Origin of the sequence: Frankia sp. Allo2, from assembly GCF_000733325.1 — a bacterium.
Classification (GTDB): domain Bacteria; phylum Actinomycetota; class Actinomycetes; order Frankiales; family Frankiaceae; genus Frankia; species Frankia casuarinae.
Map to the genome: position 1 here is coordinate 1 of NZ_JPHT01000025.1, position 16391 is coordinate 16391.

At 70.8% G+C, this 16391-nt stretch carries 11 protein-coding genes; 7 read left to right on the forward strand and 4 right to left on the reverse strand.

The genetic code is table 11. The annotated features are described in order from the left end of the window. The first annotated feature begins 242 nt into the window (after positions 1-242). From ALLO2_RS15970 to ALLO2_RS23435, 4 genes are read left to right on the forward strand one after another with little or no spacing between them, the layout of a single operon-like run. Positions 243-1367, forward strand: coding sequence for a solute-binding protein (locus tag ALLO2_RS15970; RefSeq protein WP_011437307.1), 1125 nt, complete (start codon positions 243-245; stop codon positions 1365-1367). Further along, positions 1364-2623 (forward strand): toxic anion resistance protein, encoded by a 1260-nt coding sequence (locus tag ALLO2_RS15975; RefSeq protein WP_035733080.1) that lies wholly within the window; start codon positions 1364-1366, stop codon positions 2621-2623. The genes ALLO2_RS15970 and ALLO2_RS15975 overlap by 4 nt, the downstream gene beginning before the upstream one ends. Further along, positions 2620-4254, forward strand: a complete 1635-nt coding sequence (locus tag ALLO2_RS15980; protein ID WP_023841174.1) for a VWA domain-containing protein — start codon at positions 2620-2622, stop codon at positions 4252-4254. The genes ALLO2_RS15975 and ALLO2_RS15980 overlap by 4 nt, the downstream gene beginning before the upstream one ends. Then, positions 4241-5002 (forward strand): hypothetical protein, encoded by a 762-nt coding sequence (locus ALLO2_RS23435; RefSeq protein ID WP_011437304.1) that lies wholly within the window; start codon positions 4241-4243, stop codon positions 5000-5002. Before ALLO2_RS15980 ends, ALLO2_RS23435 begins: the two co-directional genes overlap by 14 nt. Here the strand turns inward: ALLO2_RS23435 and ALLO2_RS15990 are convergent. After that, entirely contained in the window at positions 4992-6248 is a 1257-nt protein-coding gene (locus ALLO2_RS15990) for a glycosyltransferase 87 family protein (protein ID WP_157493419.1), read from the reverse strand. The two genes, ALLO2_RS23435 and ALLO2_RS15990, sit on opposite strands and share 11 nt — an antisense overlap. A 497-nt stretch (positions 6249-6745) precedes the next feature. On the opposite strand from ALLO2_RS15990, the gene mptB reads away from it, so the two are divergent. Further along, complete coding sequence (mptB, locus tag ALLO2_RS15995; RefSeq protein ID WP_051875320.1) at positions 6746-8188, forward strand: polyprenol phosphomannose-dependent alpha 1,6 mannosyltransferase MptB; 1443 nt, start codon at positions 6746-6748, stop codon at positions 8186-8188. A 91-nt stretch (positions 8189-8279) separates the two neighbouring features. Here mptB and ALLO2_RS16000 read toward each other — a convergent pair whose 3' ends face one another. The 3 genes from ALLO2_RS16000 to ALLO2_RS16015 form a co-directional block, all read right to left on the reverse strand. Then, positions 8280-8753 carry a VOC family protein gene (locus tag ALLO2_RS16000; protein ID WP_011437301.1) on the reverse strand — a complete coding sequence of 158 codons (474 nt, stop codon included), beginning with the start codon at positions 8751-8753 and terminating at the stop codon, positions 8280-8282. Positions 8754-8851: 98 nt separating this feature from the next. Continuing rightward, positions 8852-10441, reverse strand: coding sequence for an FMN-binding glutamate synthase family protein (locus tag ALLO2_RS16005; RefSeq protein ID WP_035733081.1), 1590 nt, complete (start codon positions 10439-10441; stop codon positions 8852-8854). A gap of 513 nt (positions 10442-10954) precedes the next feature. Further along, positions 10955-11635, reverse strand: a complete 681-nt coding sequence (locus ALLO2_RS16015) for a hypothetical protein (RefSeq protein WP_232235132.1) — start codon at positions 11633-11635, stop codon at positions 10955-10957. Between the two features lie 31 nt (positions 11636-11666). Here ALLO2_RS16015 and ALLO2_RS16020 point away from each other — a divergent pair, with 31 nt between their 5' ends. Together ALLO2_RS16020 and ALLO2_RS16025 are read left to right on the forward strand one after the other, a co-directional pair. Then, positions 11667-14252, forward strand: a complete 2586-nt coding sequence (locus ALLO2_RS16020; RefSeq protein WP_035733083.1) for a carboxylate--amine ligase/circularly permuted type 2 ATP-grasp protein — start codon at positions 11667-11669, stop codon at positions 14250-14252. A gap of 273 nt (positions 14253-14525) precedes the next feature. Continuing rightward, positions 14526-16310, forward strand: coding sequence for an N-acetylglutaminylglutamine amidotransferase (locus tag ALLO2_RS16025; RefSeq protein WP_011437297.1), 1785 nt, complete (start codon positions 14526-14528; stop codon positions 16308-16310). Positions 16311-16391: the final 81 nt, after the last annotated feature.

The following is a 16391-nucleotide window of genomic DNA, read 5'->3' on the forward strand; positions in this document are numbered from 1 at the left end:
ACGCCACACCCTGCGACTCGGCCCACTCCTTGAGGTTCACATGACCATCATAGCTCACTATAGAGCGCCAATGACTACTGGACGAGCGACAGTTGGCACCCCCTCGTCTCCCACGGACGGGCGCCGCGGCGATCCACCGGTCACCAGGAAACGGTCGCGTGGGTTGAACGTCGAGAACGTGTCGCCAGGATCTACCATTATGGGGGCAGAGGGGTCAATCGGGGGATTCGGGCGGAGGGCTGGTGCGTTCGGCGCAGCGGGGCAGGACCGTCGGGCTCCTGCTGGCCGGTCTGCTCGTGATTGCGGTGGTGGCCCTGATCGTGGTCCCCCGGCTGGGGGGCGACGCCGGCGGCGGTCCGCCCGATGGCAACGTGCGGACCGTCCGGGTCCTGGCCGGTTCGGAGAAGCGGGACTTCTTCGCGGACCCCGCGGTGGGCGCCCGGCTCGCGGAGCTCGGCTACCGGCTGCAGGTCGATACCGCGGGCTCCAGGGAGATCGCCACCAGCCGCGATCTGACCCCATATGACCTGGCCTTTCCGGCCGATGCGCCGCAGGCCGACCGGATCAGGGCCGCCAGGAAGGTGACGAAGTCCTACGTCCCCTTCTTCAGCCCGATGGCGATCGCCACCTTCCAGCCGATCGCGTCACTGCTGCAGAACGCCGGGGTCGTGCGGATGGACGGCGGCCACCGCGTCCTGAACATGCGCGGCTACCTCGATCTGGTCGATAAGAACACCCGCTGGTCGGACCTGCCGGGGAACACCGCTTTCGAGACCGGCAAGTCCGTGCTCATCAGTTCGACGGATGTGCGGACGTCGAACTCCGCGGCGCTGTACCTGGCGATCGCCAGCTATGTCGAGAACGGCGGTAACGTCGTCGCCGACAGCGCCGCGGCGGATCGGGTGGCCGCCCGCTGCGCACCGCTGTTCGTCAAGCAGGGCTATGTCGAGCAGTCCACCCAGGAACCCTTCGACGACTTCCTCACCATCGGGATGGGGAAGACGCCGATGGCCATGATCTACGAGGCGCAGTTCGTCGCCCGCCAGCTCGCGAAGGACGGCTCCATCAGCCCCGACATGGTCCTCATGTACCCGGAGCCAACGATCTACGCGAAGCACACGGTGGTACCGCTGACCGCCGATGGCGATGCCGCCGGGCGGCTGCTTGCCACCGACCCGCAGCTGCAGCGTCTCGCGGCTCAGCACGGGTTTCGTACCGCGGATGCCGCGTACGGCCGCCGCCTGGCCACCGAACGGGGTCTCGCGCCGCCGCCGTCACTGGTCGACGTGGTGGAACCGCCCACCGCCGCCATCGAGGAACGCATGATTGACAAGATTGTGAACCAGGCGCAGGGGAGACCCGGTTGACCACGCAACCGCCGGCCGCCGACCGGAATACGGCACCTGGCAATACGTCACCCGGCGGCCTGGTGCTGACCCCGCCCGAGCCGGTGGCACCGGTGCCCCTTGACCGGGCCGAACCGGCCGTTCCGATCGATCCGGACGCCGTGGCCCGACTGGACGAGCAGGCTGGCACGTTCGCGCGCACGCTGCTGTCCATCGATGCCCACTCGCCGGCGTTCGCGTCGAAGGTCGCCGCCGTGCACCGGCTGGGGGAGAAGGAGATCCGGGAATCGGCGTCGGTGTCCAACCGGTTGCTCGACAAGCCCACCCGGGCGATGAACTCCGGGCCCTTCGACCAGACCTCGGCGGTGTCGAAGTCCCTGGTCGAGCTGCGCCGGGTCGTGGCGGACCTCGACCCCTCCCGGCAGAATCTCGACGCCCCCAGAAAGCTGCTCGGCGTGCTCCCCTTCGGCAACCGGCTGCGGGACTACTTCGCGTCCTACCGGTCGTCGCAGGCCCATCTGGACGGGATCCTGCGCGCCCTGCAGCACGGTCAGGAGGAGCTGCGCCGGGACAACGCCGCCATCGAGCAGGAGAAGCAGAACCTGTGGGTGGCGATCGGCCGGCTGCGGGAGTATGCCTACCTCGCCGGCAGACTCGACGGTGAGCTCGAAACGGGGATCGCGGCGCTCGCGGGCGCCGATCCGGACCGGGCTGAGGAGCTTCGCCGGGACGTGCTGTTCTACGTCCGCCAGAAGCACCAGGACCTGCTTACCCAGCTTGCCGTCGGCGCACAGGGCTACCTTGCGTTGGACCTGCTCCGGCGCAACAACCTCGAACTCATCAAGGGTGTGGACCGGGCGAGCACCACGACCGTGTCGGCCCTGCGCACCGCGGTGATCGTCGCCCAGGCGCTGGCCGACCAGAAGCTGGTCCTTGACCAGATCTCGGCCCTGAACAGCACCACCGAGAAGATCATTTCTGGCACGTCGGAGCTGTTGCGCCGGCAGAGCGCCGACGTGCACCGGCAGGCGTCCTCGGCGACCGTCTCGCTGCGGACCCTCCAGCAGGCCTTCGCGAACATTTACGCCACCATCGACGCCATCGACGACTACCGCGCCGCCGCGCTGGACACCATGCGGACGACGGTGGACGCGCTGTCCACCGAGATCGGCAGGGCCACCGCCTACCTGGACCGGTCGGCCGCGGGCGAGATCGGCGAGCTCGGCTCGTACCCCGACGGCGGTGGCGAGCTGACGCTGCCGGGCGGCGGCCGGTGAACCGACGGCCGCCCGCGGCCCTGCTCGCGTGTCTCCTGACGGTGCTGCTCGTGGCCGCCTGCTCGGGCGGAGGCCCGGGACCGGCGGACGGGTCCGGCACCGGCGGGTCCGGCACCGGCGGGTCCGGCACCGGCGGGTCCGCAGGCGAACTCACCGTCCTCGCCGGCTCCGAACTCCAGGACATCCAGCCGCTGCTTCCCGATCTCACCCGGGCGACCGGCGTCACCCTGCGGCTGAGCTACACCGGCACCCTGGACGGCGCCGACGCGATTACCAGGGGCACCGCCCAGGCCGACGCCGCCTGGTTCGCCTCCGACCGGTACCTGCGACTGCTGCCGAACGGCGCGACGTCCGTAGCCGCGCGATCGTCGATCATGCTGTCACCGGTGGTGTTCGGGGTCCGACGCAGCCTGGCCCGGCAGTTCGGCTGGACCGGCAACCCCAACGTGACCTGGGCCGACATCGCCGCGAAGGTGGCGGCCGGCCAGCTCTCCTACGCCATGACGAATCCCGCGGCGTCGAACTCGGGTTTCTCCGCCCTGGTCGGGGTGGCGGCGGCACTCGCCGGCACCTCGGACGCGCTGCGCCCGCAGGACATCAGACCTGCCCAGCTGACCTCGTTCTTCTCTGGCCAGGCACTGACCGCGGGCAGTTCCGGTTTCCTGACCGACGCCTACGCCCGTTCCCAGGACACTCTCGGCGGCATGATCAACTATGAGTCGGTGCTGCTGGCCCTGAACGCCGGGCACCGGCTGCGCGAACCATTGGAGTTGATCTATCCCCGGGACGGGATCGTCACCTCCGACTACCCTCTCCTGCTGCTGCGGCCGGACAAGCGTGATCTCTATGACCGGGTCGTCAGCTGGCTGCGCCTGCCGCGGACGCAGCACCGGCTGCAGACTGCCACGAGCCGCCGGCCGGCCCTGCCCGGGGTGGCGTTGGACGCCCGGTTCCCGACGCGGACGCTCACCGAGCTGCCCTTCCCGGCGAGCCGGCAGGTCGCCGACCAGCTGCTGTCCGCCTACCTCGACCGGTTCCGGCGGCCCAGCCACGCCATCTTCCTGCTCGACGTGTCCGGGTCGATGGCCGGATCACGGATAGCGGCGCTCCAGGCGGCGCTGCGCGGACTCACCGGTGCGGACGACACGTTGTCCGGCAGGTTCGCCCGGTTCCGGGGTCGCGAGAAGATCACGATGATCACCTTCGCCGGCCGGGCCAACGACCCCGTGGACTTCGCCGTGAACGACCCGCGGCCGGGCTCCGCGGATCTGGCGGGCGTCAACACGTTCGTGGACGGCCTGCGGCTCCAGGACGGCACCGCGATCTACTCGGCGCTGGAGGCCGGCTACCGGGCTGCCGGCGCGGCCGTTGAGGCCGACCCCGGCTACCTCACGTCGATCGTCCTGATGACCGACGGGGAGAACAACTCCGGTATCTCGGCCGCCGACTTCCGCTCCTCCTATCAGCGGCTGCCGGCGGCCGCGCGTGCCGTGCGTACCTTCACGATCGCCTTCGGGGAGGCCGACCCGGCGGCGCTGCGGGATATCTCCGCCGACACCGGTGGCGCGGTGTTCGACGCCCGTACCTCGTCGCTGGCGGACGCGTTCAAGGACATCCGTGGCTACCAGTGAACCGCCGACGCCGCGTCCACCGCGGCTCCCGCGCCCGGCACCACCCCCGTCGGCGCCGATCCCCGGCCGGGGACAGTGGATCCTCACCTGGTTCGGTTCGGCCAAGAACATCGCCGGCTGCACATGCGCGCTCGCCGGCGCCGGCGCGAGTGCCGCGGGCCTGGTGGACTGGCCGTTCTGGCCGCCGGTCGTCGCGGCGCTCTACGCGATCGGCGCCTTGGTCGCACCGCCGCGCCGCGCCGCGGTCGCGGGCGGTGGGATCGACGTGGATGATCTGCGGGCGACGGTCGAGGCCCAGTACCGGGCCCTGATCGACCGGGCACCGGACGACCGGGCACTCGTCGCCGCCGCCGAGGAGGTCATCGGNGCGCTGCGGCAGGTCCTGGACACCCCGCACCTGCTGCGTCCCGGCTCGCCGGAGACGTTCGCCGTCGAGCGGACGGTCGCCGATTACCTGCCCACCGCGGTGGAGACCTATCTGGGGCTGCCGCGGGCCTACGCCGAGACCCACCGGCTGCCCGACGGCCGTACCCCCCGCGATGTCCTGCTGGCGACGCTGGCCCTGCTCGCCGGTGGGATGCGTGAGGTCACCGAGGCGGCCGCCCGCGGCGACACGGCCCAGTTGCTCGCGCACAGCCGCTTCCTCACCGACCGATTCGGCCCGACCGAGCTCACCCTCCCCGATCCCGCCCGGCCCGATCTCGCCCGGCCCGACCTGCCACGCATCCCGGGCCCACCTAGCCCCTGACGCCCCGGCGCACCAGGTCCGGATGTCGCATTCTCCGTGATGGGCGGTACAGGTCCCGGCGGCCTGCGACGCGCGCCAGGGTGACCAGGAGTACGACACCGGCGATCACGTAGGCGTTCGTGAGGAGGATGGTCGGGTCGCGGCGGTGCGGCCAGTTCTGGTCGTGTGGCGTGATCCACCAGACGGGGGAGGCCACGAACAACACGTAGCCGGCGAGCGCCGCTCCGACGTACCGGCGTGAGGCTCGGCCGTCGGTGCCGTCGGTGCCGTCGGTGCCGTNGGTGGCGTGGGTGGCGAGCCAGAGCAGCGTCGGCACCGCCCACACCCAGTGGTGACTCCACGAGATCGGCGAGACCAGCAGTCCGGTGACCGCACAGGCGAGCAGGCCCGCGACGGGCTCCCCGCGCCGGTGCAGCCGCACCGCGAGCACCAGCCCGGCGACGGCGACCGCGGCCACCACCAGCCGGTGGATCTGGACGACCGACGCGCCGTCTCCCCAGATCCGGGTCATCGCGCCGGACAGCGACTGGTTGCCGGCGTACGTGACCGAGCCGATCCGGCCCGGATCCGCGAACACCCCGCCCCAGTAGGCGCGGGACGCCGCGGGTGCCAGCGCGAACGCCACGGCANGGGCCGCGANAANCGNCCCCGCCGCTGCGATCGCCACCCGGCGCCGGCCGGCCAGCCACAGGTAGGCCACGAAGATCAACGGAGTCAGTTTCACCGCCGCGGCGAGACCTGTGAGAGCACCGGGTGGCAGTCGGGCGAACGGTGTGGACCGCCGTCCGGGCCCGGCATCGAGCCAGACCGCCAGCATCAGCAGGATGTTGACCTGCCCGAAGATGATGGTGCTGCGAACCGGTTCCGTCGCGAGCGCCGCCACCAGCAGCAGCGGCGGCGCCCAGCGCGAGCCCAGTGCCCGCCCGACCCCGGCGGCCCGCGCGGTGTCGGTCGGCGGGATGAGCCAGGCTCGCAGCCTGGACAGCAGCAGGATGAGTGCCGCGACGGTCAGCGCGGCCCAGACGACCTCAGCCNCCCCCAGGGGGATGGCGGCGAACGGCGTGAACAGCACCGCCGCGATCGGTGGGTAGGTGAAGGGCAGGCCGGCCGCCGTACGCACCTGGTAAAGGGCGGACCCGTCCCAGACAGCCTGCCCCCCCAGCCGGTAGACAGCGAAGTCGGTCTGCGGCTGCGGTGCGATCATCACCGCGAGCACCACCAGCGCGGCGACGACGCCCGTGGTCACGACGGGCGCCGTCGGTCGCGCCGAGGCGACCGGCACCGGTCCCGGGCCTGCCGTCTCCCCGTTGGGGCAGGCGGTAACGGTTGCCGGGCCCATGGTTCTCGCTTGCCGCATGCGTTCGGCATAGCACCCCGAGGCGGTCCGCCAGCAGGGAGCCCGGCAGCCACCANCCGCCGTTCANCCCGGCGCCATCCGCCGGTAGCCGCCGGTAGCCGCCCGGCGCCGAGGCAGGACACCGCGGGCCGGGCCGGCGCCCGTGGGCTCCGACATCCATACAGGACAGGTATTGTTCACCGGGTGCTCCCGGGCGCGCTGCCTGTTGGCGATGTAGAAACGTCAGGCTTTATACCGGAATGGACGAGATAGAGTGCGCCGCGCCGCACGGAACCGCCCGACCGGGCGATCCTGCTCGACGCTGTTCGTCGCGCCCCGGTAGGGGCGTCGGCGGACGCCTCGACGGAGGTATCGTCCTGCTCGCGGGATGTGGGACCGCCGGATCGGTGCTGGTGGTGCTGGTGGCGGGGCGACTGGCCCTGCAGCCCGGAGTTGTGACCCCGTCACGCTGGTTCGGGCTGCTCGACCCGGTGCCGTTCGACCGCCCCTCTCCGCTACCCGCTTTTATGATCATCGGGGTGGCGTTGCTCGTCGGCGCATGGTTCCGGTTGTGCCAGCGCGCGCACCACGGCGACCTGTCGGTCCCGCGGATAGGCCTCGTCATCGGCTTCTGGGCCGTTCCGGTGCTGCTCGGCCCGCCGATCCTCAGCCTCGACGTCTACTGCTACACCGCGCAGGGGACGATGCTCGCCGCCGGGCTCGACCCCTACGCCGCCNGGCCCACCGCGCTCGGCGCCCGTCCCATCCTGCTAGCCGTCGATCCGATCTGGAGATCATCGCTGTCGCCCTACGGGCCGGTCGCCCTCGGCTACTTCCGGCTGGTGACCGCGCTTGCGGGCGGTGACGTCCTGCGCGCGGTCCTGCTGCACCGGATCGTCGCGGGGGCGAGCGTCGTCGTGATGGCGGTGTGCGTGGTGCGGGTGTCCTCCGCGGCGCGACGGCCCTGGGCGCTGGCGTTCTGCGCGGGTAGTCCGATCGTGCTGCTGCAGCTCGTCGGCGCGATCCATCTTGAGGCCATCCTGCTGGCGCTGCTTGCCAGCGGCCTGACGGCGGTGTACCGCGGCAGGCCGGTGCTCGGTCTCGTCCTCATCACCGCGGCCGCGCTGGTGAAGTGGCCCGCGGCCCTGGTCGTCGTGGTGGTGCTGGTCTGGCGGTCGGTCGCGGCGGTGAGTGCCGCTACCGCCGCGACCGCAGCCTCGGTCGGATCGGGTCGGCGTTCATCCCGGCTCCGTCGCGCCGCCGCCGTCGCTGGGCGGGACCTCGCCGTCGTGGCGAGCGTCGTCGTGGTGCTCTCGAGTCTGGTACCCGACGGCTTCGGATGGCTGCGCGCCGCGCGGACACCGGCCGCCGGACTGACCCTCTACGCCCCGACCACCTGCCTCGCCGATCTTCTGTCCGCCCTGGCGAGGATGGCCGGATCGGCGATGCGCTTCGAGGATCTGGTGGGACCCACCCGGGCCGCGGGCGTGGCCGTCGCCGCCGGGATCTTCGTCTGGCTGCTGGCGACCGTCCGCGACCGCGAACCGCATGCCACCGCCGGGCTGGCACTACTCAGCCTGGCCCTGCTCGGACCCGTCCTCTATCCCTGGTATCTCACCTGGGGCGCCGTGCTCCTCGGCCTGACCGGGCAGGCGCCGCGACGGGTGCTCGGGGCGGTCACCGTGGTCGGCTCGTTCCTGGCCCTGCCGCACTGCGAGCTGTTGTTCGTCGATCACCCGCAGGTCGCCCCCTGGTTCGTCCGGCAGGGGCCGATCGTCCTGCTCGTCGCCCTGACCTGCGGCATCGCCGTGGCCTTGGCCGCCCGGCGTCGTCTCGCCAGCGTGCCCTGAGCGCGGCGCCCGTGCCCTGAGCGCGGCGCCCGTGCCCTGAGCACGGCGCCCGTGCCCTGAGCGCGGCGCCCGTTGCGTCCGTCGCCGGGCCTCACGCCTCGTCGGCGGCCCGGCGCAACTCCTCGATGTCGAGCTTCGACATCTTCAGCATCGCCTGCATCGCCCGCTGGGACCGGCCCGGGTCGGGATCGTCAAGGAGCTCAGACAGGGCCGTGGGCACGATCTGCCAGGACAGCCCGTACCGGTCCTTGAGCCACCCACACGGTCCTGCCTCGCCACCGTCGGTCAGCCGGTCCCAGTACTCGTCGATCTCGGCCTGGGAACCGCAGCCGACCTGCAGCGAGATCCCCTCCGAGAAGGTGAACTCGGGTCCGCCGTTCAGCGCGACGTACTCCTGGCCATCCAGTTCAAACCGGACGGTCATGACCGTGCCCTCGGGACGGGGCCCGGCCGGGCCGTAGCGGGTGATGTCGACGATCCGCGAGTTCGGGAAGATCGACGTGTAGAACCTGGCCGCCTCCTCGCCCTGAGTGTCGAACCACAGACATGGCGTGATTGCTGGCATCCTCCGGTCCTTCCTGTCTGGATGAGAAGCGCGCGGCCATTTCCCGCACGAGCTTTTCCCGAAGAGCTTTTCCCGAAGAGCGTCGTGGTACCCCTGGATCAGGGGCGAAAGCGGTCCGGGTCGGCCGCAGCCCAGTCCGCGGCCCAGTCCGCCGGCGGCTCGACGAGCAGTTCCCCGGGTTCGAGCCACTCGTACAGCTCGGCGTAGCTACGGGTGTCGGTGTGGGTGACCCGGCGCATCAGCATCCCCGGATGCAGCTGTTCGGGACCGGCGCAGCCCAGCGAGGCGATCATCTGTACCGCCTGGGCCACCGCGGCCTGCTGGTAGCGGCGCACCCGCTCGCCCTTGTCCGCGACGTCCACCGCGCGGGCGCGGCGCGGATCCTGGGTGGCCACCCCGACCGGGCAGGTGTTGGTGTGACAGCGTTGCGCCTGGATACAGCCGACCGCCATCATCATCGCGCGGGCCGCGTTGGTGTAGTCGGCGCCCTGGGCGAGCCGTTTGACGATGTCCACCCCGGTGGCAATCTTGCCGCTCACCCCGATCCGGACCTGGTCTCGCAGGCCGACGCCGACGAGTGCGTTGTGCACCGTCATCAGGCCCTCGGTGAGCGGAGTACCGACGTGGTCCTCGTATTCCAGCGGCGCGGCGCCGGTGCCGCCCTCACCTCCGTCGACGACGATGAAGTCGGGGGTGATCCCCTCGGCCAGCATCGCCCGGCAGATCGCGAGCAATTCCCGCCGGGGCCCCATACACAGTTTGAATCCCGTGGGCTTGCCACCCGCGAGCTCCCGCATCCGGGCGATGAACAGCACCAGTTCCCGCGGAGTCGAGAAGACCCGGTGTCCCGGCGGGCTGACACAGGTCACCCCGGCCGGGACACCGCGGGCCCGCGCGATCTCGGCGCTGACCTTCGCCGCGGGCAGGATGCCGCCGAGGCCGGGCTTGGCGCCCTGGCTCAGCTTCAGCTCGACCATCCGGACCGACGGAAGAGCCGCCTTGTCCTTGAACAGCGCCGGGTCGAAGTCGCCGTCCGCCGTGCGAGCACCGAAGTAGCCGCTGCCGATCTCCCAGACGAGGTCGGCGTGGTAGCGCAGGTGATGCTCGGTGAGACCGCCCTCCCCGGTGTCATGGGCGAAACCGCCCGCCGCCGCGCCGCGGTTCATCGCGAGCACGGCGTTGCCCGATAACGCTCCGAAGCTCATCGCCGAGATGTTGAGCAGCGCCATGTCATACGGCTGGGTGCAGNCCGGGCCGCCGATGCGCNCCNGGGGNGGNGGGGTGCCNGGCGCAACCGCCAGTGGCACCGTCGAATGCAGCAGGTACTCGTAGCCGACCGCGTTGACATCGCGCTCGGTGCCGAACGCCTGGTCGCTGTGGATGCCCTTCGCGCGTTCGTAGATGCTCGTCCGGATGTCGCGGTCGAACGGGCGGCCGTCGTAGTTGCGTTCGATGAAGTACTGCTGGATCTCCGGCCGGATGGACTCCAGCATGAAGCGGAGGTGGCCGAACACCGGGTAGTTCCGCAGGATTGCGTGCCGGCGTTGCGTGACGTCGTGGACGGCCAGGGCGAGCAGGGCGCCGGACACGGCGGCGGCCCCCCACCAGTCCGCCGACCACCACAGCCCGGCGGCGATTGCCGCCGCCATGAGCCCCGCCAGGGCCGGCAGTATCCCGAACGAGAACATCGCGATCCTTCCCTGCACCGGCCCCGTGCGCAGGCTGTGCGCGGGCCGCGGCCGGCGGAACCCGGCCGATCTGCCTGGACCCGTCGGGTCCGGCGCCTTCGACGCTATACGCCGGACGGTTCACGAGGTGTTCCACGGCCGCGCCGCGGCCGCGGGGACACGCAATGGGCGGGAACTCGCAATGGCGAGCTGGCCGTCGGCGAACAGGGTAACTCCCTGTTCACAACAACTTTCACAGCACTCCGGAATGTCGGCCTCTTTCTCTCGGGCATCGGACCACCGGGGCACCGACGAGGTGCTCGATCCGGGAGAAAGTTTCACCCCAACTTTCCGCAAGGCGGGATCCTTCCTCCACCGCTGTCGTTTCCACTCGAACCTGGATGACTTCAACCAGCCGGTCGCACCTGGGCCGGAGGGCGGCATCCAGGACGCCAACGGCAACTTCGGAACGCCTATGATGGGGGTCATAACCGTGTCGGACAAAAAGCGGTAGACGTCATCAAGCGGTAGACGTCATCGAGGGCCGGCATCATTGAGGTGTGCTGGAAGGAGCGGCACCACATCGTCAACATCCTGGACCGGGATGACGGTCGGCAGCGATGAATCCCGGGTGTCCACGGCCCAGGTGTCGAGACCGATCACCGTCTTCCCGGTCCGGAGCGCGAAGGAGATCTCACTGAGCGTTCCCCAGCTTCCGCCGACGGCGACCAACGCGTCGCTGCCGCGGACGAGCAGGCCGTTGCGCAGCTCGCCCATCCCGGTCGGGAGGCTGACGGTGAGATGGTCGTTTCCCTCGTCCCGGGACAGGCCCGGCAGCAGCCCGATCGTCGTCCCGCCGCATCCGTCCGTCCCGCCGCATCCGTCCGTCCCGCCACACCCGTCGATCCTCCCGCCGGTGAGCCGGTCGGGCGACCGCGCGCCGCATCGGACACGCCGCGCCCTGCACGCTTCGTCACGTTTTATCGAGGCCCGGCGGGATAGTAGAGACCCTGGTGGGCCCGTCGGCCCCACCAGCAGGGCCGACGGGCCGGACGGACGGGTCGGACGAGAGTGGCCGCGCGGGTGGGCCGGGCTAGGCGTCGGGTTGAGGTGTCGGGTGGCGGCCGGTACCCGACGATGACAAGGGTGGGGGTGCAGGTCCGTGGCGAGTAGCGCGGGATTCTTCCCGAGGCGGGTCATATCTGTGACACGCATGCGTAACCGGCCGGCCGTAGCGTAGCCCGCCATGAGCGACGCACGAATCGTGGCCGTCGGCGTCGAGGAGGAATTTCACATCCTCGATCTCACTACCCGTCAGCTCGTTCCCAGGGCCGAGGAGGTCCTCCGTCGACTCGACGGGGACTCGTTCTCTCCAGAGCTATTGAAATCGGTTGTCGAGACGAACAGTCAGCCGACGGCGGATCTGCTGGAGCTGCGGACGAACCTGCTCGATCTGCGGCGGCGACTCGCGGAGGTGACCGGCGAGCTCGGGCTCGGGCCGGCCGCCGCGGGCACCGTGCCGATCGTGGACATGGATCTGCTCGACGTCTCCCGGGACGACCGTTACGAGCAGATGACCGAGGACTACCAGATCGTCGCGCGCGAGCAGCTCATCTGCGGCGCCCAAGTGCACGTCGACGTGGCCGACCGCGACCTCGCGATGGCCGTCGTCGCCTGGACCGCGCCGTGGCTGCCGATGCTGCTGGCGCTCTCGGCCAGCTCGCCGTTCTGGATGGGCGCCGACAGCGGCTACGCGAGCATGCGCACGCTGGTGTGGCAGCGCTGGCCGACCGCGGGGGTCGCCGGGTCCTTCCGGACCGCCGCGGAGTACGACCAGCTCGTGGCAGACCTGATCAAGTCCGGGGTGATCAGCGACCCGGGGATGGTCTACTTCGACGTCCGCCCGTCGGCCCACCTGCCCACCGTCGAGCTGCGCATCTGCGATGCCTGCCCGGACGTCGACAACGTCATCCTTATCGCCGGGCTGTTCCGGGCGCTGGTGTGCCAGGCCATCGAGGAGATCGAGGCCGGCGGCCAGGCCCCGCCGCCACGCGCGGAGCTGCTGCGCGCGGCGACCTGGCGGGCGGCCCGGTCCGGCCTGGAGGGCGACCTTGTCGACATCCTCGGTGCCGGCCCGATACCGGCCCAGGCCATGCTGCGCCGGCTGCTCACCGAGGTCCGCCCGCAGCTCGAACGGTTCGACGACTGGGAGCTCATCGACAACCTGGCCGAACAGGCCGTCGGCCGGGGCAGCTCGGCGCACCGCCAGCGCCGGGCCTTCGCCCGTCGGGGTCTGCTCACCGACGTCGCGGATCTGGTGCTGGCCGAGACCCGCGACGTCCCGCCCGCGGGGGCGGCGGCCGCGCTGGGGAGCGCGCCCGCTGTGTCCGCCTCCGACCAGATCGCGCCGCGGCTGCTCGAGCGCTACCAGCCGACCGGGTACGACGAGATCGTCGACGCCCGCGGCGCGGTCCGTCCCCAGTACCGGGCCGTCATGCGCACCTTGGAACGGCTCGGCCCGGGCATCCTCGACGAACGGGTCGGGACGCGCGAGGCCGAGCAGAACGACCGGGGGATCGTCTTCCGGGCCTCGGGGGACTCCGCCAGCCGTCCCTTTCCGTTCGACCTGGTCCCGCGGATCATCGCCGCCGANGACTGGACGACCCTGACGACCGGGCTGAGCCAGCGGGTCCGGGCCCTGGAGGCGTTCCTGCACGACATCTACGGCGAGCGGGCGGCCGTCGCCGACGGGATCGTGCCGGCCTGGGTGGTCAACGACGCGCCGAGCCTGCGCCACGGCGGTCGCGCCGTCGGCCCGGACGCCATCCGGGTGACCGTCGCCGGCATCGACCTGGTCCGCGGCGGCGACGGCGGCTGGCTGGTGCTGGAGGACAACCTGCGCGTGCCGTCCGGTATCGCCTACGCCATGGAAGGCCGGCGGCTCGCCGAGTCGGTGCTGCCGGAGCTCGGTCCGCCGGCCGGCATCCTGCGACTGGACGGCATACCCGCCCTGCTGCACGAGGCGCTGGTCGCGGCGGCCCCGGCGGCGGCGACGGGGGACCCGGCGGTGGCCGTGCTGACCGGCGGGAAGACCGACGCGGCGTACTTCGAGCATTCCCTGCTCGCCGAGAAGATGGGCGTCGCGCTGGTGGAACCGGCGGATCTGCTGGTCGACGACAACGACGTCGTCTACCGGATCGACGGCTCCCGGCGGTGCCGCGTCGACGTCCTCTACCGCCGGATGGACGAGGACGACCTGTTCGGCGCCCTCGGAGCCGCCGGCACCCCGCTGGGGCTCCCGCTGCTGCGCGCGATCCGGGCCCGCCGGGTCGGCATAGCGAACGCTCTGGGTAACGGGGTGGGTGACGACAAGGTCGTCTACGCCTACGTCCCGCGGATGGTCACCTACTACCTGGGCGAGCAGCCGGTGCTCGATGACGTGCCGACCTATGTCTGCGGCGACCCGGAGCAGTGTGAACACGTGCTGGACAACCTCGATCAACTGGTGGTGAAACCGGTCGACGGGTACGGCGGGTCCGGCGTGGTCATCGGGCCGCACGCCGAGCCCTACCGGCTTACCGAGGTCCGCGAGCGGATCCTGGCCAATCCCCGGCAGTGGATCGGCCAGGAACTGGTGTCGCTGTCGACCCATCCGACCTGGCATGACAGCCATCTCGAACCCTGCGCGGTAGATCTGCGGGTCTTTGTCTACGCCGGGCGGGAGCCGCGGGTGGTGCCCGCGGCGCTCAGCCGGGTGGCGCCTCCCGGCAGTCTGATCGTCAACTCCTCGCAGGGCGGGGGATCCAAGGACACCTGGATTCCCCGCCGTTAGCCGGTGATTCCCCGCCGTCAACCGTTCCGTGGCCGATACTCTCCGTAGTCGGATCCAGGGTGGCCCGGTCTTCCGTCGCGGGATGCGCTGCGGTTCCGTGCGGGATGCGCTGCGGTTCCGTGCGGGTTGGCGACCGAGGGAGTTGGCAACATCGCGGACACTGTTGTGAAATCTCCGTCCTCGAAAGTGAGGTCGTAGTCAACGGCTGCGGTACCGGGAAGGAAGCCTCGGGGAATGGATCTCGCCTGACCTCATCGATCGACGGGAGCGCACATGTGCGGGCTGAGTGGCGAGCTGAGATTCGACGGCCGGGGAGCGAACGTCGACGCGGTGGTGCGGATGACCGCGACGATGGTGCCGCGGGGCCCGGACGGCGTGGGAGTATGGTCCGCCGGCCCGGTCGCGTTCGGGCACCGTCGCCTGAAGATCATCGATTTGTCCGAGTGCGGTGCCCAGCCCATGGTGGACAACGAACTCGGCCTGACCACGGTGTTCAACGGGTGCATCTACAATTATCAGGAGCTGCGTGACGAGCTGATCGCGGCCGGCTACCGCTTCTTCTCCACCTCCGACACGGAGGTGATCGGCAAGGCGTACCACCGGTGGGGGAGACGCTGCGTCGACCACTTCGCCGGGATGTTCGCCTTCGCCATCGCCGAGCGGGACAGCGGACGGCTGATCCTCGCCCGGGACCGGCTCGGCATCAAGCCGCTCTACCTCACCGGGAACAGCGAGCGCCTGCGGTTCGCCTCCACCCTGCCGGCCCTGCTCGCCGGCGGCGGCGTCTCCTCCGACATCGACCTGGTCGCCTTTCACCACTACCTGTCGTTCCACTCCGTGGTGCCCGCACCGCACACGATTCTGGCCGGGGTGCGCAAGCTGCCCGCGGCGACCGTGCGGGTGGTGGAGCCGGACGGCACCTCGACCGACGACCTGTACTGGCGTCCCAGCTTCACCCGCGATCCCGCGCACGCGGACTGGACCGCCCGTGACTGGCAGGACGCGATCGCCGAGCGGCTGCGCCTCGCGGTGCGCCGCCGGATGGTCGCCGATGTCCCGGTCGGCGTGTTGCTGTCCGGTGGGCTGGACTCCAGTCTGATCGTCGCGCTGCTCGCCGAGGCGGGGCAGAAGGATCTCGCGACCTTCAGTGTCGGGTTCGAGGCCGTCGGCGGCGAGCCCGGCGACGAGTTCGTCTACTCCGACGTCATCGCCCGGTACTTCGACACCGACCACCATCAGATCCGGGTGCCGGGGACGAGGCTGCTGCCCGCCGTCGACGCGGCCGTCGCCGCGATGAGCGAGCCGATGGTCAGCCACGACTGCGTGGCCTTCTACCTGCTCTCCCAGGAGGTCTCCCGGCACGTCAAGGTCGTGCAGTCGGGGCAGGGCGCCGACGAGGTCTTCGCCGGGTATTCCTGGTATCCGCCGCTGGCGGGTGTTGGGCGGACCGACGCCGTCGACGCCTACCTGCGGGTCTTCGCCGACCGACCGCACCGGGACCTGCCCGCGATGGTGGAGCCGCACCATCTCATCGAGGCCGATGCCAGCCGGCACTTCGTCGCCTCCCACTTCGCCCGGCCGGGCGCCGAAACCGCCGTTGACGCCGCGCTGCGCATCGACTCGACGATCATGCTCGTTGACGACCCCGTGAAACGGGTCGACAACATGACGATGGCCGCGGGGCTTGAGGCCCGCACCCCGTTCCTCGACCACGAGTTGGTCGAGCTCGCCGCAGCCTGCCCGCCGGAGCTGAAGCTCGCCTCCGGCGGCAAGGGTGTGCTCAAGAACATCGGCCGCCCGCTGATGCCGGTCGACGTCATCGACCGACCCAAGGGGTACTTCCCGGTGCCGGCGATCCGCCATCTCGACGGGCCGTTCCTGGACCGGGTGCGCGAGGCGCTCACCGATCCGGCGGCGAAGGCGCGGGGTCTGTTCCGGCCGGTGTGGGTCCAGACGATGCTCGCCGCCCCGAACGACAACCGCACGGCGCTCGGCGCGAACGCCCTGTGGCAGGCCGCGCTGCTCGAGATGTGGCTCCAGACCCACACGGTCGCATGATCTACGTACATCGCACGACCCACGTACATCGCACGACCCACGTACATCGCACGACCGAGTCGCATGATCCCTTGGAGTGAC

Coding starts and splice junctions, on each gene's coding strand:
- ALLO2_RS16000 (WP_011437301.1), bottom strand. CDS start 8,753: ATGCCAGCAATCACGCCATGTCTGTGGTTCGACACTCAGGGCGAGGAG.
- ALLO2_RS16025 (WP_011437297.1), top strand. CDS start 14,526: ATGTGCGGGCTGAGTGGCGAGCTGAGATTCGACGGCCGGGGAGCGAAC.
- ALLO2_RS16015 (WP_232235132.1), bottom strand. CDS start 11,635: ATGCGTGTCACAGATATGACCCGCCTCGGGAAGAATCCCGCGCTACTC.